Here is an 18,159-nt window from a genome sequence, read left to right as displayed (position 1 = left end):
GAAAAAAAACCGTGCCGCCCGGGTTTCAATCCGGGCGACACGGTCGGGTCCTGCAGGTAATTATTCGTGCGTGCTGATGCCCAGCGGAACCCCTCGGGTCTCTTTCACGAGGGTCACCGCGGTGAAGGAGATCGCGGCGAGCACCATGAGGTAGATGCCGATCGAGAAGGACTGGCCGGTCTCATCGAGCAGCAGCTGCGCAATCAGCGGGGCGAAGGCGCCACCAAGAATCGCGCCGAGGGCGTAGCCGATCGAGACGCCCGAGTAGCGCACCTGGGCGGGAAACATTTCGGCGTAGAGCGCGGCCTGCGGGCCGTATGAGAAGCCGAGTCCGCTCGCCAGAATGATGAGGGAGAGCGCGAACCAGACGATGTCGCCGGTGTCGATGAGCAGAAACATCGGAATCGCCCAGATGAACAGAAAGGCGTAGCCGAGCTGGAAGGTGCGCACGCGGCCGATCTTGTCGGAGAGAATGCCGCCGAGCATGGTCGACGCGAGCCAGAAGACGGCCGCGACGGTGCTCGCAATGAGCACCGGGGTGCGCTCCATGGCGAGTCCGCCGGCTTCGACCGGCTTCGTGGCGTAGGAATTGAAGAACGCGATCAGCATGTAGCCGGCCGCGTTGTTGGCGATGAAGATGAGCGCGGTGAGGATGACCTGACGCGAGTGGTTCTTGAACAGCTGCTTGAGCGGGGCGGCGGATTCCTTCTTGCGGGTCTGCATCTCCTTGAAGACGGGGCTCTCGGCGACCGCACGGCGGATGACCCAGCCGACGACGATGAGCAGCACGGAGACCAGGAACGGGATGCGCCAGCCCCACGAGAGGAAGGCCTCTTCGCTCATCGAGGTGGTCACGGCGATCATGACGCCGGTGGCGAGGATGAGGCCGACCGGAACGCCGATCTGCGGGTAGGCGCCGAAGAAGCCGCGCTTGTTGACCGGCGCGTGTTCAACCGACATGAGCGCGGCGCCGCCCCATTCGCCGCCGGCCGAGAAGCCCTGCAGGATGCGCAGCACGATCAGCAGGATCGGTGCCCAGGCGCCGATCTGGTCGAAGGTCGGCAGCAGGCCGATAAGGGCGGTCGCCGCGCCCATCATGACGAGCGTGAAGACGAGCATTGCCTTGCGGCCAATGCGGTCGCCGAGGTGACCAGCGACGATGGCGCCGAGCGGGCGGAACAGAAAGCTGATGCCGAGTGAGGCCCAGGCGATCAACTGGGCCAGGGGTGCGTTCTCGCCGGCGAGCGGGGCAAAGAAGAGGCCGGCCAGTACGAGGCCGGCGGCCTGGGCGTAGATGAAGAAGTCATACCACTCGATGGTGGTACCCACCATCGTGCCGGCGAGGACCCGCCGTTCTTCGCTCCGTTTAGCGCTGGTTGCCCGAGTGCGCTCGGTCGATATAGCCATGGAATACTCCCTCGTATCTCACTGCGGTGCTGGGTCGGGTACTGCTGCAAAGTGTGTGGATCGTGCGGAGAAACCGGCACTGGGGCAGTATTGCACCTAAATTGGAGATTACCTACCTATTGGTCAGTATTGTACGGGATCGTTACTTTCGGCGGTTCCGCGCGGTTAATCGCACGTGGACGGGCGTGCGGGCCGCCACGAGAGAGGGCGAGTGAGGCTGGTTTGGAGGGAAGGCCCTCCCCGCAGATGCCCTCGACGCAGGCCCTCACCGCATTCGGGGTGCTTCTCACCGGCCTGATCTCGGCGAGACCATGGCCTTCTCCGTCGTACTCGCGCTATGCGTTGCGGCCATGGTCGTCGGTGTGCTGGCCGGTGCCCGGATGCCTCCCACCTCGGCGCCGGCGCCTCGGTGTGAACTCTGCCGACGTGGCCGGTAGCGTGCCCCGCTCGCGATGCGTCGCCTCGGTCGGCAAAGCCTCTGCGTGGCCGGTTAGTCAGCTGAGCTCGGCGACGATCGTGCGAGCGGCCTCGGTGAGCGCGGCGCCGATGTCGGTGGGGGAGTGCAGACTCGAGATGTACACGACGGCGAGGGAGGCCGGTGATTCTCCGGGCACGAGCAGCGGCACGGCGATCGACGACAGCCCGGCAATGACCTCATCGTGACTGGAGGCGTAGCCAAGGGCAGCGACCTCGCCGGCCTCGCTGCGGCGGCTTTCGGCGTGGCCGAGCGCGGCCCACTGCGAGGCGCTCAGACCGGATTGGATGGCGATTCCGGGGGCGCCCATGTGCAGCGCATGCCGCGTGCCGGGCCGCTGGGCGACCGTCGCGTGTGCCTGCCGCGACTCGATGCTCACGAGCGTGACCACCTCGCTCTGGTCGAGCACGGCGACGAACGCGGTCATACCGAGCTCGTTGGCGATGCGGGTGAGCACGGGCAGGGCCGCAGCCTGTAGGTCGCGAGATACGCCGCGGGCCAGGGCAGCCAGGCGTGGGCCGAGCCGCACACGTCCGGCCGGGTCGCGAACGACGAGGCCGTGATCTTCGAGGGTGCGCAGGATTCGATAGGCGATCGAGCGGTGCACGCTGAGGGCCGCGGCGAGAGCGACGATCGTCATCGGTTCGTCGGTTTCGGCGAGAATCTCCAGCACGCGGATTCCGCGCGACAGGGTTTGCGAGTGGGCAGCGGGCGCGCGAGGCGCCGGGACCGCAGCATCCGGTTTCTGGCTGTCGGTCGCGACGGCAAATTTTGGAATCAACACCTTGGTATTCTCGCATCCGGTCGTTCTTGAGTGTGCCGAATGCGCGTGGTGCGCTGGTGCACTCCGAGCGTGCGCCCGTCGACAAGCTGGCAGACGGGTTTTGCGCGTAGCGTGCTCGACGGCGGCCGTGGGACCACCGCGCAGCACGCGGCGGGGCTCCTCTTCATGACGGTCATCTGGCTCGCCATGCTGCCGGCAGTGCCCGTGACCACAACGGATGCCGCAGCCCGCGCTTTCGTCGGCCGGCCGGGCACGAGAAAACATTGGGCGGTCGCGCAACATGCCAGTAGGGGCCACGCAATGTCGGCGATGACGGTCGGTTTGGTCTCTTCGTTGATGTTCAGTTGATCCGATCGGCGCGGGCATCCAGCAGCCGTGTCGGTCGGCGCGGTTAGGATATTACCGGCAGATCGACGGGCCGACACAAGTTTGGGAGATGCAATGATGATTGTTACCGACGCGCGCACGAACGAATCCGAGCTGCTCGCTCGCGTGCCCAACCAGCTCTATATCAACGGGGCGTGGATCGCCGCGACCGGAGGGCGGACCCTCGATGTGACTGACCCGGCCACCGGCCGTGTCATCAAGACCATCGCCGACGCGAGCGTGGCCGACGGCGCCGCCGCCCTCGACGCCGCCGACGCCGCGCAGGCCGACTGGGCCGCGACTCCCGCCCGCGTGCGCGGCGAAATTCTGCGTCGCGCCTTCGATCTACTGCAGGAACGCAAGCAGGAATTTGCGCTGCTCATGACGATCGAAATGGGTAAGCCACTGCCCGAGGCGCTCGGCGAGGTCGCCTACGGTGGCGAGTTTTTGCGCTGGTTCAGCGAAGAAGCCGTGCGCATCAGCGGACGCTATGGTGCCAACCCCGAGGGCACCGGCCGTATGATCGTCACCCAGCACCCGGTCGGCCCCTGTTTTTTGATCACCCCGTGGAACTTTCCGCTCGCCATGGCGACCCGCAAGATCGCCCCGGCGCTCGCCGCCGGCTGCACCGTCGTCGTCAAGCCGGCCGCGCTCACGCCGCTCACCACCCTGCACTTCGTGGCCCTGCTCGAAGAGGCCGGCCTGCCAGCCGGTGTCGTCAACGTCATCACGACCTCGCAGTCCGGCGCGGTCTCCGAGCCGATCATCGCGGACCGGCGCCTCCGCAAGCTCAGCTTCACCGGCTCGACCGCGGTCGGAAAGTCGCTCATCAAGCTCTCGGCCGAGAACGTGCTGCGCACCTCGATGGAGCTCGGTGGCAACGCCCCGTTCGTCGTCTTCGCCGACGCCGACCTCGACAAGGCCGTCGATGGCGCCCTCATCGCCAAGTTTCGCAACATCGGCCAGGCCTGCACCGCGGCGAACCGCTTCATCGTGCACGAGTCCGTCGCGGCCGAATTCGCCCGCCGCATCACCGAACGCGTCGAGGCGTTCCAGATCGGGCGCGGCACCGAGGCCGGTATCACCATCGGCCCGCTGATCGATGATAAAGCCGTTGCCAAGGCCGACTCCCTGGTGCAGGATGCCCTCGGCCGCGGCGCCACCCTGCTCACCGGCGGCGTTGCGATCGAGCGTGAGGGCACGTTCTACGCGCCCACCGTGCTCACCGATGTCAAACCCGGCAGCGATATTCTTCGCGACGAAATCTTCGGCCCGGTGCTCGCGATCAGCACCTTCACCGACGAAGCGGATGCCGTGCGCCTCGCAAACGACACCGAATTCGGACTGATCAGCTACGTGTTCACGACCGATCTCGCCCGCGGACAACGCATGATCGACAAACTACAGACCGGCATGATGGGTCTGAACACCGGCGTCGTCTCCAACGCGGCGGCACCGTTCGGCGGCGTCAAGCAGTCCGGCCTCGGCCGCGAGGGCGGGCTCGAGGGCATTCAGGAATACCTCTCGACAAAGTACACGCTCACACCAACGCCGTAACGGGCGCGCCGAATCAAGACCGGGTGCATCCGTTTCGCCTTCGATGAGAGAAATAAGAGAGTAAGTGGTTCCCGCCCCGGGAAGGGCCACAGCGAGCGACGTCGGGTTTGCTGCTGTGGCCCCTTTCGCCGTCCTTGACGGGCAAGGGAGCCTCCCCGAGTCGAAGGAAACTCACTATGCTGGTGCGCGCGGAGGTCGACACCCGAGGTGTTCGGCTGCCGCGCCCCTGCCCGGTTCGTGTTTCGGCCCGAAGGACCCACCCCGACGTGAGCGCACCCATCGACGATGACGCGGCTTTGTCCCGCAACTTTCAGGACGGCGACGAGCGCGCCCTGGCCAAGGCCTACACACGCTGGTCGCCGCTGGTCTTCACAATCGCCGTGCGATCGCTCGCCAATGCCACCGACGCCGAGGACGTCACCCAAAAAGTGTTCATCGCAGCCTGGCGCGGGCGCGCCGGATTCGACCCCGCCCGGTCCCGACTACCGGCCTGGCTGATCGGCATCACCCGGCACGTGATCGCCGACACCCATGAGGCTCGCAGCCGACAGCGACGACTCGAGGTATCGCTCGCCGCGACCCTACCGTCGCATCGCGCGGACGACAGCGTCAGCGTGGTCAACCGGGTGCTCGTCGGCGACGAAATCGACCGACTCGAGCCCATACCGCGGCAGGTGATGCGCCTCGCCTTCTTCGACGATCTCACCCAGGTGCAGATCGCCGACAGCCTCGGACTGCCGCTCGGCACGGTCAAAAGCCACATGCGGCGCAGTCTGACCCGCCTGCGCACCCGGCTGGAGGTGTCCGATGACTCCGATTAATGCCACCCACATTGACGCGGCCCACATTGACGCGGCCCATATCGACGCGGCCGACCTGCACCTGCTGGCCCTGGTGGCTGAACGTGACGCAAGTGCCCGGGAGCGCGCCCACCTCGCCGCCTGCGCCGCGTGCGCCGGCGAGTACCTCGCCCTGCGCCAGGTCGTGCAACTCGGTCGCGCGGCCGGGTTCGACCGCCTACTCACGCCGCCCGCGGCAGTCTGGGCGAGCATTCGTGCCGAACTCGGGCTGAGCGATGCCGTGCGTACGGTGCCTCGCCTCTCGACGCCCCCTCACCTGACGGACACGGCGGCCCGGCCCGATGCATCCGGTTCGCTGATCGACGGGCCGGAATCAGCCACGCCGCCCGAGGTACTGCCGGATTCGGGCTCGGTGCGGGAGATTGCACCTGTTCGTCTGCTGCCCCGGCGCCGTTGGGTGCCCGTCGCGGCTGCCGCCGGCGTGATCGGACTGGTGGGCGGCATCGCCATTGGTGTCGCGAGCACGACCGGAGGCTCGCCCCGTGAGCAGGTCGTTGCCGAGGCCACCCTCGACGCCCTGCCCGGCTGGACCGCGGGCGGGTCGGCCCGGGTCGAGCAAGCCTCCGACGGTCGTCGCGCGGTCGTCGTCGACCTTGACGCGCCGGCCTCCTCGAGCACCAGCCTGCGCGAGGTCTGGCTGCTCAAAGCGGATGCGTCCGGTCTGGTCAGCATCGGATTCCTCGACGGGTCCACCGGTCGTTTCACCATCCCCGCGAGCGTTGACCTGGCCCAGTACCCGATCATCGACGTGTCGGCCGAGCCCACCGACGGCGACCCGGCACACTCCGGTGACTCGATCGTGCGCGGCCAGTTACACGCGCTGTGAACCTGTCCGCGAAATAGTTCAAGCGGTGCATCCGAAACCCGCCAAGCGGGAGAAGAGCTTAGCAGGGAGGCAATGTTGCCTTCCGTAACGACCCACTGGAGGTAGCAATGCGCAAATCCATAGCCGTCGGAATCTCCGCCGGCCTTCTCGTCGCTCTCGCCGGGCTCGCGCCGGCACAGGCGGCGGTTCCCGCGGCATCCGCGGCACCGGGCACCGCCTCGGTTTCGGTGCTGCATGCCATTCCCGGACTGAACCTCGATATTTCGGTGGACGGCCGCGTCGTCGTCGACGACTTCAAGCCGGGGACCCTGCTCGGCCCGTTCACGATCTCGGCCGGCACCCACACCCTGGACATCTCCGCCTCGAACCCCGTCGTGCTCGGCGGCAGCGCCAATGGCTCGCCGATGGCTGGTATTGCCCTGAGTGGCTCGACCACCGTGACGGTCACGGCCGGCCGCAGCTTCACGGCCGTTGCCCACCTGAGCGCCACCGGTATCCCCACCGCGACCCTGTTCAACAATGACACCACACCACTGGCCGCCGGGCAGGGTCGATTGACCGTGCGCCACGTCGCGGCCGCCCCCGCTGTTGACGTGCTCGCGAACGGAGCCGTCGCCGTCGCCGGTCTGACCAACCCAGCGCAGGCCGCGCTCGACCTGCCGGTAGGCACGATCAGCGCCGTAGTCGCCGCCGCCGGAACCACCGCACCGCTGCTCGGCCCGGCCGATGTCGTGATTGCTCCGCGCACCAACACCATCGTCTACGCCTGGGGCAGTCTCGCCGACAACAACCTGGCCCTGTTCGTGCAGACGGTTCGCACGCGGGCCCAAGCACGGGCATCCGTTTCGGTGCTGCACGCTATTCCCGGCGTCGTGGTTGACGTCTATGTGGACAACAAGCGGGTCATCGACAATTTCGAACCCGGCACCCTCACCAGGACATTCCGTATCGCGGCTGGTAGCTACAGCCTCGCCATCACCGCAGCGGATGCCGCCGACGCGAGCGCTGCCGTGATTGGTCCGGTCGTCCTCACTGTCGCGTCCGGTATGAACTACACGGCGGTGGCTCACCTGAGCGAGACGGGAGTTTCCACCGCGGCGCTGTTCACGAACGACACCTCCGCACCCGGCGACGGCCAGGGGCGCCTCACGGTGCGCCACGTCGCTGCCGCTCCGGCGGTGGACGTGCTCGCCAATGGCGCCCCGGCTTTCACCGGTCTGACGAACCCGAACGAGTCCGTGCTTGTGCTTCCGGTGGGCACCATCTCGGCCGCGGTTGCCGCAGCTGGCACCACTGCCGCGCTCATCGGTCCGGCCGACGTTACCATCGCCCGGAGCACCAATACCATCGTGTACGCCTGGGGTAGCCTCGCCGACGGAAACCTCGCCCTGGCCGTTCAGACCGTGCCCACGAAGTAGTCGGGCGTCGCGGGGGCTAGTTCAGGAAATCCAGCTTTATCGTCCGGCCGTGCCGCGTATGTGCGGGCGCGGCGGGTTGCAAAGCCAGCGGTTTTCCTGAATTGGCCCCGAGGCCGGGGCAAGACGGCGAGCGGGCCGCTGGATAGACTTTGCGGATGCCCCTGATCGTGATCGACGACCTGAGCGACCCGCGACTGGTCGACTATGCCCACCGCACCGACGTCGCACTCAAGAAGGCTCGCGGCACCGAGCACGGGCTGTATATCGCCGAATCCGCCCTGGTCCTGGAGCGTGCGTTGCGCGCCGGGCACCTGCCACGGTCGGTGCTCGCGCTCGGCACCACGGCCGACGAGGCGCTGGCGGTGCTCGGCGACTACGCGGCCGAGGTTCCGGTGTTCGTCGGCCCCGGGGAGATGCTCGCCGAACTCACCGGCTACATTCTGCACCGCGGCGTGATCGCCTCGATGCGCCGACCCGAATTGCCATCCGGCGACACGCTGCTGGCGGGTGCGCGCCGCATCGTGATCCTCGAAAACGTGTCGGACCCGACCAACGTCGGAGCCATCTTTCGCTCGGCCGGCGCCATCGGAGCGGATGCCATTCTGGTCACGCCCCGCTGCTCCGACCCGTTCTACCGACGGGCCATCCGCGTCTCGATGGGCACGGTGCTGCAGGTGCCGTGGACCCGCGTCGGCGACTGGACCCAGACCCGCGCCCTGCTCACCCGGCACGGCTTTCACGTAGCAGCCCTCGCGCTGAGCAACAGTGCGGTCAGCCTGCGCGACTTCGACGGAACCGGTCACGAGCATCTGGCCCTGCTGCTCGGCGCCGAGGGTGAGGGTCTCACCCCGGAGGCGCTCGCCGCGTCGGACAGCGTCGTTCAGATTCCGATGAAGCACGGCATCGACTCGCTCAACGTCGCCGCGGCCAGTGCCGTTGCGATGTGGGCCCTGTCCGGATAGCCCGGGCCGCAACATCCGCTGTTGCGCGGGTCATTGGTCTGCCACACTGCCTGCATGGACCTTTCACAACCCGTTCAATACGGCCCCGGCTGGTTCGCCCTGGCGCTCGTCAACGCCGGCCTCGCCGAAAACAAGGGGCGTGGCCGGTGGAACTGGTTTCTGCTCTCCCTGCTGCTCGGGCCGATCGCCACCTACCTCATCGTGGTCTGGGAACGGGTCGATCGCTCCCGATGACGGATACCCCCAGCCCGGCGGGCCTAGGCTGGGGTCATGAGCAATGAAGCTGTCATCGTCGACGTTCTGCGCACCCCGTCAGGCCGAGGCAAACCCGGGGGAGCCCTCGACGGCATTCATCCGGCCGACCTTTTGGCTACAGTGCTGCGCGAACTTGTCAGCCGCAACAACCTCGACCCAGCGCTGATCGACGATGTGATCGGCGGCTGCGTCAGCCAGGTCGGCGAGCAAAGAAGCAACCTCACGCGTACCGCCCTGCTCAGCGCCGGATTTCCTCACAGCGTGCCCGGCACCACGATCGACCGCCAATGCGGATCCAGCCAGCAGGCCACCGCCTTCGCCGCCCAGGCCGTGCTGAGCGGCAGCGCCGACATCGTCATCGCCTGCGGCGTTGAGTCGATGAGCCGGGTTGCGCTCGGTTCCTCCGCCGGCGCACAGGACGCCTTTGGCACCCTCATGCACGAGCGTTACCCCGACGGCCTCGTCAATCAGGGAGTCTCCGCCGAACTCATCAACCAGAAGTGGAACCTCGGCCGCGATGCGCTCGACAACTACGCGGCCCGCTCACATCGGCTCGCCGCCGCGGCTGCCGAACGGGACGATTTCTCCGGCGAGATCGTTGCCGTCACCCTGCCGGACGGCACTGTCGTGCGTGACGACGAAACCATCCGCCCCGGCACCTCGCACGCCTCGCTCGCCGGCCTGCGCCCCGCTTTTCGCACCGATGAACTGGCCGCCAGGTTTCCGAAGCTCGGCTGGCACGTAACGGCCGGCAACTCGTCACCCTTGACTGATGGAGCGTCGGCGACGCTGATCATGAGCGCCAAGCGGGCCGATCAACTCGGCCTCAACCCGCGCGCTCGATTTCACAGCTTCACTGTCGTGGGAAGTGACCCGCTGCTCATGCTGACCGGTGTGATTCCGGCGACCCAGCGCATCCTCTCGCGGGCTGGCCTCAACATCGACGACATCGACGCCTACGAGATCAACGAGGCCTTCGCGAGCGTGCCGCTGGCCTGGCTGCGCGAGACGGGCGCCGACCCCGACCGCCTCAACCCGCGCGGCGGCGCCATCGCTCTTGGCCACGCACTGGGTTCCTCGGGCACCCGACTGCTCGGTACCCTGCTCAACCACCTCGAAATGACCGGCGGACGCTGGGGCCTGCAAGCCATGTGTGAGGGCGGCGGCATGGCCAACGCAACCCTGGTCGAGAGGCTCTGATGCGTGATTTGGCACTGATGCTGCGCGGGCGCGTGCGTTTCTCGACTGTATTTGGGAGGTTCTGATGCGAATTGACGGAAGCTCCGCCCTCATCACCGGAGGCGCTTCCGGCCTCGGCCTGGCGTGCGTTCGCTCGCTGCACGAAGCCGGGGCATCCGTTGTGTTGCTGGATCTGCCGGGCGCTCCCGGCGAGGAGATCGCCGCCGCGCTCGGCGGCCGGGCCCGGTTCGTGGCCGGCGATGTGACGAGCGCCGGCGACGTGCAGACCGCCGTCGACGCCGCGGTGACTCGAGCGCCGCTCCGCATCGTGATCAACTGTGCCGGCATCGCGCCGGGTGCTCGCACGGTCGGCCGCGATGGGCCGCTGCCGCTCAAGGAGTTCGAACGCGCGATTCGCATCAACCTCGTGGGCACCTTCAACGTCGTGCGGCTGGCCGCCGCCGCGATGCAGCGCACCGACCCCGTGGGCGACGCTGACCGCCAGGGCGGCGCCGAACGCGGGGTCATCGTCAACACCGCCTCGGTCGCTGCATTCGACGGGCAGATCGGGCAGGCGGCCTACGCCGCCTCCAAGGGTGGCGTCGCCGCGATGACCCTGCCGCTCGCTCGCGAGTTCGCGCAGAGTCTGATTCGGGTCATGTCGATTGCACCCGGCATCTTCGACACACCCATGCTGCAGGGGCTGCCGCAGCCGGTGCGGGACTCCCTGGGCGCCCAAGTGCCGCATCCGTCCCGGCTTGGCGACCCGAAAGAGTTCGCATTCCTGGTGCGGCATATTATCGAGAATCCCATGCTCAATGGCGAAACTATCCGTCTTGACGGTGCGATCCGGATGCAGCCGAAGTAGGACTGTAGGGTCGACGTAACGATTGATCAGGGAGCACCACCGCATGGCAGTGATATTCGGCGCGATTCTCGTTCTGGCCGGCTTCGTCTGCGGCGTCTTCTACGTTCTCCGCCTCGCCTGGGCCAATCCCACGGCGCCGCTGCCCCTGTTCGCCAATCCGCCGAGCCGGCCGCGCGCATCCGTTCTCCTGAACGTCGCTGCCATCGCGTTCGTCATCTGGGGTGCGAACATCATGACGCCAGACATCGGCGCATGGGCCTTTGCGCTGTTGATCGCGGCCGTGCTCGTGCCGTTCCTTGTTATTCGTGCCTGGCATAATCGTCGGGTTGCCGCAGCCGGCTGACCGATCAGGGCGGCGCTGACAGCTGCTGCTGCGTGATGCAGTGGATGCCACCCCCGCGCGCGAACAGCGGCCGTGCGTCGACCGAGACCACGCGCCGCCCCGGGTACGCCGTGGCGAGCACGTCGCGGGCCAGGGCATCCGCCCGATCCTCGCCGAAGCTGCCGGCGATGACGCCGCCGTTGACGACGAGATGGTTGATGTAGTTGTAATCCACAAACCCCTCGTCGTCGCGCAGCGTTGCCGGCGCCGGCAGATCGATGATCGTGAACGATCGCCCGGCCGCATCGTGCGCGTCGGCCAGTAGCGCGCGAAATTGTCGGGTGAGCGGGTAGTCGGGATGCCCCGGATCATTCTGCGCGTGCAACAGAATCGTGCCCGGCGACGGCAACGCGGCAACCATGTCGACATGCCCGCCGGTGCCAAAGCGTCCTTGGTCACGGGTGAGGCCGCGCGGCAACCAGACGACGTGCTCCGCACCGATCGTACGCCGCAATTCCGCCTCGACTGAAGCGGGCGTGGCCCGGGGGTTGCGTTTGGGATCGAGTTGCACGCTGCGTGTCGCCAGCACGGTTCCCTCGCCGTCGACGTGAATGCCGCCGCCCTCGTTCACGAGCGGCGACGAGACGACGGCCGCACCGGCTGCCTCCGCTACGAGAAGTCCGACCTTCGCATCGTGATCCCAGGTGGCCCAGTCCTGGTCCCCCCAGCCGTTGAAGGTCCAATCCACTGCGCCAAGGCGGCCCGCCTCGTCGTGCACAAAGCTCGGGCCGATGTCCCGCATCCAGCTGTCGTTCAATGGTGCTTCAACGATTTCTATCTCGCTGCCCAGATAGCGGGCGGCGACGGCGCGGGCAGTCGGGTCGACGACCATGGTCACGGGCTCAAAGTCGGAGATGGCGTGCGCGACGGTGGCCCAGGTGTGACGGGCCTCGTGGGCCGACTCGGCGGTATCGCCGAGGGTGTAACCGCCGGTCGGAAACGCCATCCAGGCCCGATCCTGCTGCGCGGTTTCCGCCGGCATGAGCCAGGTCATGCCTGCTCCGTCGCCGCTGCACCGAACGGATGCTCCGGGTCGACCGCCATCGTCAGAGGCGTGTAGCTGTCGGGCCGGCGAGTCACCAGGAAAGGAAACAGGCTGAGCCACTCTTCACGCTGGACCAGATCGAGATCGGCCACGAGCGCCACGGATTCGTCGCGTGGCGCCTGCACGAGTATGCGTCCAAACGGATCGGAGATGAACGACGAACCGTAGAAGGTGAGGTCACCCTCGTCGCCGTGCCGGTTCGGCACGACCATGAACAGCCCGCTCGTGATGCCGTTGGCCACGACGACCTGCTGCCAGATCGGCTGGGTGTCAAAGTCGGGAAACAGGGGTTCCGAACCGATCGCGGTCGGGTAGGCCAGAATTTCGGCGCCGCCGAGCCCGTACAGGCGGGAGACTTCGGGAAACCACTCGTCCCAGCACGTTGGCAGTCCGAGGCGTGCGCCGGCGACGGTATAGACCGGGTAGGCGTTCTTGGCGGGCCCCGGCCGAAAGTAGGTGTCTTCGTGGTAGCCGGCACTGATCGGAATGTGGGTCTTGCGGGTGCGGCCGAGCAGATCGCTGGTCGGCGATACCAGAATGGCCGTGTTGTAGCCGCGCCCATCGAGTGGCTCATCGTCGTCGGTCGGCTTCTCGAACAGCGAGGCGTGCACGATCACGTTGTGCAGCCGGGCCTGTGCGGCCGCGAAGGCGAAGGTGGGGCCGGTCGTGAGGGGCTCGGCATCCGATTTGGGCGTTCCGGTGGCCCGCACGTTGCCCGGGTACTTGCTCAGGGTCAATTCGGCCAGAAAAACGATGCGAGCACCGGCCTCAGCCGCCACACGGATGCCGTCGGCCAACTCGGCCTCAAGCGTCGCCGCATCGGCGTGCCAGCGATGCTGCACGAGGCCGACGCGCAGGGGGAGGCGGGTGGGCTCGCGCACCCGGGTGGGCGAGGGGGGACTGGACGGGGCCTCGATCAGGCGCACGGTGTTCTCCTCAGGACTCTTATTGATCAGATGATCAACAACCTGAAATCAAAGTATATACACTGGGGTCCCATGTCAACACTTTCCCTGCGCAACCGGCGCAAGTCCCCCGCCGAGCGGGCCGCGGAAATCGCGTTGGCCGCCAGCCAAATCGCCCTGACCGAGGGGCTTGCTGCCGTCACGGTGCGTGCCGTCGCCGCCCGGGTCGGGGTGACCCCTGCCCTGATCGCGCACTACCAGCCCAGCATGAACGTGCTGGTCGCGGGCACGTTCGGCGCGATCGTGGCGGCTGAGATCGACGAGGTGGCCGCCGAACTCGCGGAATGTCCCACGTCGGTGCAGGCCCTCGGTGCCCTGATTGACACCCTGCTCGGCCCGGAACGCAACGCGGTCACCGCGATCTGGCTCGACGCCTGGAGCCTCGGCCGACGCAACCCGGCCCTCGCCGCGGAAGTGGGCCGCCAAATGGATGCCTGGCAGAGCTTTCTGGTCGCCCGGCTGCACGAGGGGAGGGCTCGCGGCGAATTCGTGGTCAACGACGCGCCCGCTGTGGCCTGGCAGCTGCTCGGAATCATCGACGGCCTCACCGCCCACGCCACCGTGCGGTACGGCGACGCGCGCACCCAGCGCCCCCTCGTGCGCACCATCGTCGAGCACGAACTCGCCCTGTCCGAGGGCGCCCTGGCACCCTCCGAGCGGTAGCGACAGTCGGTGCATGAAGCGGCATCGTCGGCGGCGCAACGGGCCGCGGTGGTACCCGTTATCGGGCGCGACATCACGGATGCCTCGGCATCCGATGAGTGGGGCTCAACGGATGCCGAGGCGGGGGAGGAGTTACCGCGAGAGGAATGAGATCAGGCCGTTGACTCCGGCAGGGTGGGTCCAAAGCATGCCGTGCATGATCAAGACGGTCGGAGGCGATGACGCGGTACCTTGGTCGAAGAGCGCGGCTGATTGCTTCTTTCAGGAGTGGCCGTCGAGCGGAAAGCCGTGCACGAGCATGACCGCCGGCCCGGTTCCATGGACCAGTTGCGGGTCGAAGCGGGCCTCTCGCTGACGAAGTTGTCCACGCTGGTCCCGTCTCAGGAGTCCCTGCTCCTGGCGGTGCTTGAGCACCATCAGCTCTTCTGGATGCAGGGAATCCAGCGCGCTGCCGAGATGGTTGCTACGCCCCGGGGCAGGCTGCTGTCCGTGTGTGTTTTCTGTGCGAGTGGTTTACCGACGATACCTATCGTGGCTGCAGCGGACACGCTCATTGCCGCGTCGCTGCACGTGCGCTGAATGCTACTCCGCCGCGTGTGCCTCCAGAAACGCGTACACCTCGGAGTCGTCCACGCCGGGAAAGGTGCCCGACGGCAGCGGCGACAGCACGTGCGCGTGCAGCCGGGCGCTCGGCCAGGCCCGTCCGGCCCAGCGCGCCGCGGCATCCGCGTCAGGGCGACGGCAGCACGACTCGTCCGGGCAGCGCGATACCGTGCGCTGGGTGGTCTCCCGCCCGCGAAACCACTTCGCCTGCGCAAACGGCACGCCCACGCTGATCGAAAACTCACCGGCATCCGTTGAGCCCGTCTGGGTCGCCGACCAGAACGTGCCGGCGGGAGTGTCGGTGTATTGATAGAACTCGGTGGTGCGGTTGTTGTGGGTGAACGCGCTGCGCGCGCTCCACTGCTTGCAGACGTACTGGCCCTCGATCGACCCCGTGACGTCCACCGGAAACGGCAGGTCGTCGTTCTCATACCCCTTCTGCAGGGCGCCATCGCCATTGACCCGCAGAAAATGCAGCGTCATATCAAGGTGCGAGGTGGCGAGGTTGGTCAGCCGCAGCGCGGCTGCCTCGTGGGTCACGCCGAACGTGTCGCGAAAATCCTCCACCGACAGCTCGCGTTCCTGCTTGGCGTTGGCGAGAAAAGCGATGGATGCCTCGCGCGGCATTAAGCAGGCCGCCGCGAAATAGTTGATCTCGAGCCGCTGCCACAGAAACTCGGCGTAGCTGCCCGGCCGTTCGTGCCCGAGCAGCCGGTGCCCCATCGCCTGCAAGGCCATCGAGCGCAGGCCGTGTCCTCCGGGAATCGAGGCCGGAGGCAGGTAGATGCGCCCATTGGCGAGGTCGATGACCGATCGGGTGGAGTGCGGCAGGTCGTTCACGTAGATCAGGCTGAAACCGAGCTGATCGGCCATAACGCTCACCTCACGGTGCGTGAGGGCGCCCGAGATATGTCCGCTCGCGCGCACACGTTCCTCGACGAGCTCCTCAATCTCTGGGATGTAGTTGCCTTTCTCGCGCATCCGCTCGCGCAGTTCGGTGTTGGCTCGCCGTGCCTCTTCCGGGGTTGCGATGGCTTCGCTGGCTCGGCGGGAAAGCTCGCGGTGCAGCCCCAGCAGCGATTCGATGGCCGGCAGTGGCATGCCCTTGGTCACCTTGACCACCGGCAGGCCGAGCGCCCCGTAGAGCGGGTTCTTCTGGGCCCGATCCAATTCGATCTCGAGCGCCGCCCGATTGTTCGGCGCCTCCCGGCGCAGCAGCTCGGTCAGGTCAACCGTCAGTGCGGTCGCGAGGTCCTGCAGGGTCGAGAGCTTCGGCTCGCGGCGACCGTTCTCGATCAGTGACAGCTGGCTGCCGGCGAGACTCACGCGGTCGCCGAGCTGGTCGAGGGTGAGGCCGCGTTCGCTTCGAAAATGACGGATGCGATGGCCGAGGGTGATCAGATCGGAAGCTTGAGGCGACATTCCTTAACAATATCTAAAGAACAGCACTTCTTAACATGCAATATCGGGAGTTCTACGCGCCAGACGGGGCCATCCTGGGTTTGTAACCAAAAACTTGGCCGCACGCAACGTCGTCACACAGCAACGCAGCTCGACGTTCCATGAATTTGCACCTACCCGAGCACTACGGAAAGGCCAGAATATGACCCTCACGAACTCTTCCCTCAAGACCAACGGGGACGCCTACCCGTCACGCACGGGCAGCACCGACCCCAACCTTCAGGCCTGGGTCGATGAGATTGCCCGCCTGACCGAACCCGACGCGATCGTCTGGTGCGATGGGTCCAAGCGCGAGGCCAACAATCTCTCCAAACTGCTCGTCGCCTCCGGCCAGCTGATCCGACTCAACCCGGAATGGCGACCCAACAGCTTCCTCGCTCGCACCAACCCGAAAGACGTCGCCCGCGTCGAGGGCCGCACCTTCATCTGCTCCAACGATGAAGCGGATGCCGGCCCCACCAATAACTGGGCCGAACCGTCCGCCATGCGCGCCGAACTGCGCGGAGTCTTTGCCGGCAGCATGCGCGGCCGCACCATGTACATCGTGCCGTTCTCGATGGGCCCGCTCGGCGGCCCCATCTCTCAGCTCGGCGTCGAGATCACCGATTCCCCGTACGTGGTGCTCAACATGGGCATTATGACCCGCATGGGCGAAACCGTGCTGACCATGATCGAAGCCGGGGACCCGTGGGTGCACACCGTGCACAGCGTCGGCTACCCGCTGGTCGACGCCAGCGGCATCACCCGCCCCGACGTTGAATGGCCCTGCAACGACGAGAAGTACATCGTGCAGTTTCCCGACACGCGCGAGGTCTGGTCGTTCGGCTCCGGTTACGGTGGAAACGCCCTGCTCTCCAAGAAGTCCTTCGCGCTGCGCATCGCGTCCGTCATGGGACGTGATGAGGGCTGGCTGGCCGAGCACATGTTGCTCATCAAACTGATCTCACCGGAAGGCGGCGTGTTCCACGTCGCTGCCGCTTTCCCGTCGGCGTGTGGCAAGACGAACCTGTCGATGCTGCGCCCGACCATTCCCGGTTGGAAGGTCGAGACCATCGGCGACGACATCGCCTGGCTGCGCCAGGGCGAAGACGGCCGCCTCTGGGCGATCAACCCCGAGGCCGGCTTCTTCGGAGTTGCCCCCGGAACAGGTGAAACCACCAACCCGACCGCCGTCTCCACCATGTGGGGCAACACAATTTTCACCAACGTCGCGCTGCGCGACGACGGAGATGTTTGGTGGGAAGGGCTCACCGACAAGGCCCCCGCCCACCTCATCGACTGGCAGGGCAAGGACTGGACGCCCGACTCCGGCCGTACCGCCGCCCACCCCAACTCGCGCTTCACCGTTGCGGCCGCCCAGTGCCCGTCCATCGCTGACGACTGGGAAGCCGCCGGCGGCGTGCCGATCGACGCAATCGTGTTCGGCGGCCGTCGCGCAACCAACGTTCCACTGGTCGCCCAGGCACGCAGCTGGAAGCACGGCGTGTTCATGGGAGCCACCGTCTCGTCCGAGAAGACGGCGGCAGCTGACGGCATCGTCGGTGAGTTGCGCCGCGACCCGTTCGCGATGCTCCCGTTCTGCGGCTACAACATGGCCGACTACTGGGGTCACTGGCTCAAGGTTGGCAAGGAACTCGGCACGAACGCCCCGGCCATCTTCCAGGTGAACTGGTTCCGCAAGGGCCCCGATGGCGGCTTCATCTGGCCCGGATTCGGTGAGAACTCGCGGGTTCTCGAGTGGATGATTCGCCGCATCGAGGGAACAGCCGTTGCCGTCGACACCCCGATCGGCCTGCTCCCGGCCGAAGACGGCTTGAACCTCGACGGTCTCGACCTGTCGAAGGAAGCCGTGGACCAGCTGTTCGCGATCGACCAGACTAGCTGGCTCGCCGAGTGCGACCTCACCGAGGAATACTTCGACAAATTCGGCGACAAGGTACCGCCGGCGCTCCGTGCCGAGCTCGCTAGCGTTCGCTACCACCTCAAGGACTAGTTCTTGCAGCGCAGACGGCCCCCGCACCACCCCGGGCCGGGGCGGCGGGGGGTGGGCCGGGCCCGGGGGGGGCCCCGCGGCGGCCGGTGG

19 protein-coding genes are annotated in these 18,159 nt (G+C 66.9%); 13 read left to right on the top strand and 6 right to left on the bottom strand.

Translation table 11 applies throughout. From position 1 onward, the window contains the following. Window positions 1-60: 60 nt before the first annotated feature. Window positions 61-1,407 (bottom strand): MFS transporter, encoded by a 1,347-nt coding sequence (locus tag LH475_RS12885; protein ID WP_196843618.1) that lies wholly within the window; start codon window positions 1,405-1,407, stop codon window positions 61-63. A 494-nt stretch (window positions 1,408-1,901) separates the two neighbouring features. Continuing rightward, on the bottom strand, window positions 1,902-2,663 hold the full coding sequence (locus LH475_RS12880; RefSeq protein ID WP_297414476.1) for a helix-turn-helix domain-containing protein: 762 nt from the start codon (window positions 2,661-2,663) through the stop codon (window positions 1,902-1,904). A 72-nt stretch (window positions 2,664-2,735) separates the two neighbouring features. Between LH475_RS12880 and LH475_RS12875 the strand changes: the two genes are divergently transcribed. From LH475_RS12875 to LH475_RS12830, 10 genes are all read left to right on the top strand, one after another. Further along, window positions 2,736-3,014: a hypothetical protein gene (locus LH475_RS12875; protein WP_297414443.1), complete on the top strand. Its 279-nt coding sequence runs from the start codon at window positions 2,736-2,738 to the stop codon at window positions 3,012-3,014. 93 nt (window positions 3,015-3,107) lie between these two features. Next, a complete protein-coding gene (locus LH475_RS12870; protein ID WP_297414441.1) occupies window positions 3,108-4,589 on the top strand; it encodes an NAD-dependent succinate-semialdehyde dehydrogenase in 1,482 nt (493 codons plus the stop codon). A gap of 266 nt (window positions 4,590-4,855) precedes the next feature. After that, window positions 4,856-5,410: a sigma-70 family RNA polymerase sigma factor gene (locus LH475_RS12865; RefSeq protein WP_297414439.1), complete on the top strand. Its 555-nt coding sequence runs from the start codon at window positions 4,856-4,858 to the stop codon at window positions 5,408-5,410. Then, window positions 5,397-6,275: an anti-sigma factor gene (locus tag LH475_RS12860; RefSeq protein ID WP_297414437.1), complete on the top strand. Its 879-nt coding sequence runs from the start codon at window positions 5,397-5,399 to the stop codon at window positions 6,273-6,275. Before LH475_RS12865 ends, LH475_RS12860 begins: the two co-directional genes overlap by 14 nt. Before the next feature lie 107 nt (window positions 6,276-6,382). Beyond that, the gene (locus LH475_RS12855) at window positions 6,383-7,693 is read left to right on the top strand and encodes a DUF4397 domain-containing protein (protein WP_297414435.1); all 1,311 of its coding nucleotides are present in this window, start codon (window positions 6,383-6,385) and stop codon (window positions 7,691-7,693) included. Window positions 7,694-7,848: 155 nt separating this feature from the next. Next, window positions 7,849-8,655, top strand: a complete 807-nt coding sequence (locus LH475_RS12850; protein WP_196843622.1) for an RNA methyltransferase — start codon at window positions 7,849-7,851, stop codon at window positions 8,653-8,655. 54 nt (window positions 8,656-8,709) lie between these two features. Continuing rightward, the gene (locus LH475_RS12845; protein ID WP_196843623.1) at window positions 8,710-8,889 is read left to right on the top strand and encodes a hypothetical protein; all 180 of its coding nucleotides are present in this window, start codon (window positions 8,710-8,712) and stop codon (window positions 8,887-8,889) included. 36 nt (window positions 8,890-8,925) lie between these two features. Next, complete coding sequence (locus tag LH475_RS12840; RefSeq protein WP_196843624.1) at window positions 8,926-10,110, top strand: thiolase family protein; 1,185 nt, start codon at window positions 8,926-8,928, stop codon at window positions 10,108-10,110. Window positions 10,111-10,174: 64 nt separating this feature from the next. After that, window positions 10,175-10,957, top strand: a complete 783-nt coding sequence (locus LH475_RS12835) for a 3-hydroxyacyl-CoA dehydrogenase (protein ID WP_196843625.1) — start codon at window positions 10,175-10,177, stop codon at window positions 10,955-10,957. A 43-nt stretch (window positions 10,958-11,000) separates the two neighbouring features. Continuing rightward, complete coding sequence (locus LH475_RS12830; protein WP_196843626.1) at window positions 11,001-11,300, top strand: hypothetical protein; 300 nt, start codon at window positions 11,001-11,003, stop codon at window positions 11,298-11,300. A 4-nt stretch (window positions 11,301-11,304) separates the two neighbouring features. Here LH475_RS12830 and LH475_RS12825 read toward each other — a convergent pair whose 3' ends face one another. Both LH475_RS12825 and LH475_RS12820 read right to left on the bottom strand, forming a co-directional pair. Then, a complete protein-coding gene (locus tag LH475_RS12825) occupies window positions 11,305-12,333 on the bottom strand; it encodes an agmatine/peptidylarginine deiminase (protein WP_196843627.1) in 1,029 nt (342 codons plus the stop codon). Next, window positions 12,330-13,301 (bottom strand): nitrilase-related carbon-nitrogen hydrolase, encoded by a 972-nt coding sequence (locus tag LH475_RS12820; RefSeq protein ID WP_297414474.1) that lies wholly within the window; start codon window positions 13,299-13,301, stop codon window positions 12,330-12,332. The genes LH475_RS12825 and LH475_RS12820 overlap by 4 nt, the downstream gene beginning before the upstream one ends. A gap of 81 nt (window positions 13,302-13,382) precedes the next feature. Between LH475_RS12820 and LH475_RS12815 the strand changes: the two genes are divergently transcribed. Both LH475_RS12815 and LH475_RS12810 read left to right on the top strand, forming a co-directional pair. Then, window positions 13,383-14,012 carry a TetR family transcriptional regulator C-terminal domain-containing protein gene (locus LH475_RS12815; protein ID WP_196843629.1) on the top strand — a complete coding sequence of 210 codons (630 nt, stop codon included), beginning with the start codon at window positions 13,383-13,385 and terminating at the stop codon, window positions 14,010-14,012. Window positions 14,013-14,021: 9 nt separating this feature from the next. Beyond that, on the top strand, window positions 14,022-14,162 hold the full coding sequence (locus LH475_RS12810; protein ID WP_196843630.1) for a hypothetical protein: 141 nt from the start codon (window positions 14,022-14,024) through the stop codon (window positions 14,160-14,162). Window positions 14,163-14,273: 111 nt separating this feature from the next. On the opposite strand, the gene LH475_RS12805 is transcribed toward LH475_RS12810, so the two are convergent. After that, entirely contained in the window at window positions 14,274-14,429 is a 156-nt protein-coding gene (locus LH475_RS12805) for a hypothetical protein (RefSeq protein WP_196843631.1), read from the bottom strand. Between the two features lie 165 nt (window positions 14,430-14,594). Next, entirely contained in the window at window positions 14,595-16,037 is a 1,443-nt protein-coding gene (locus tag LH475_RS12800; RefSeq protein WP_196843632.1) for a helix-turn-helix transcriptional regulator, read from the bottom strand. A gap of 181 nt (window positions 16,038-16,218) precedes the next feature. Between LH475_RS12800 and LH475_RS12795 the strand changes: the two genes are divergently transcribed. Next, on the top strand, window positions 16,219-18,069 hold the full coding sequence (locus LH475_RS12795) for a phosphoenolpyruvate carboxykinase (GTP) (RefSeq protein WP_196843633.1): 1,851 nt from the start codon (window positions 16,219-16,221) through the stop codon (window positions 18,067-18,069). The last annotated feature ends 90 nt before the right edge of the window (window positions 18,070-18,159 follow it).

This window comes from Cryobacterium sp. (genome assembly GCF_026786305.1).
In the GTDB taxonomy this organism is placed as follows: Bacteria; Actinomycetota; Actinomycetes; order Actinomycetales; family Microbacteriaceae; genus Cryobacterium.
This window is presented reverse-complemented; position numbering and strand designations above follow the sequence as displayed.

Coding starts and splice junctions, on each gene's coding strand:
- LH475_RS12855 (WP_297414435.1), top strand. CDS start 6,383: ATGCGCAAATCCATAGCCGTCGGAATCTCCGCCGGCCTTCTCGTCGCT.
- LH475_RS12870 (WP_297414441.1), top strand. CDS start 3,108: ATGATGATTGTTACCGACGCGCGCACGAACGAATCCGAGCTGCTCGCT.
- LH475_RS12800 (WP_196843632.1), bottom strand. CDS start 16,037: ATGTCGCCTCAAGCTTCCGATCTGATCACCCTCGGCCATCGCATCCGT.
- LH475_RS12815 (WP_196843629.1), top strand. CDS start 13,383: ATGTCAACACTTTCCCTGCGCAACCGGCGCAAGTCCCCCGCCGAGCGG.
- LH475_RS12795 (WP_196843633.1), top strand. CDS start 16,219: ATGACCCTCACGAACTCTTCCCTCAAGACCAACGGGGACGCCTACCCG.
- LH475_RS12825 (WP_196843627.1), bottom strand. CDS start 12,333: ATGACCTGGCTCATGCCGGCGGAAACCGCGCAGCAGGATCGGGCCTGG.
- LH475_RS12845 (WP_196843623.1), top strand. CDS start 8,710: ATGGACCTTTCACAACCCGTTCAATACGGCCCCGGCTGGTTCGCCCTG.
- LH475_RS12860 (WP_297414437.1), top strand. CDS start 5,397: ATGACTCCGATTAATGCCACCCACATTGACGCGGCCCACATTGACGCG.
- LH475_RS12835 (WP_196843625.1), top strand. CDS start 10,175: ATGCGAATTGACGGAAGCTCCGCCCTCATCACCGGAGGCGCTTCCGGC.
- LH475_RS12830 (WP_196843626.1), top strand. CDS start 11,001: ATGGCAGTGATATTCGGCGCGATTCTCGTTCTGGCCGGCTTCGTCTGC.
- LH475_RS12850 (WP_196843622.1), top strand. CDS start 7,849: ATGCCCCTGATCGTGATCGACGACCTGAGCGACCCGCGACTGGTCGAC.
- LH475_RS12840 (WP_196843624.1), top strand. CDS start 8,926: ATGAGCAATGAAGCTGTCATCGTCGACGTTCTGCGCACCCCGTCAGGC.
- LH475_RS12805 (WP_196843631.1), bottom strand. CDS start 14,429: ATGGTGCTCAAGCACCGCCAGGAGCAGGGACTCCTGAGACGGGACCAG.
- LH475_RS12885 (WP_196843618.1), bottom strand. CDS start 1,407: ATGGCTATATCGACCGAGCGCACTCGGGCAACCAGCGCTAAACGGAGC.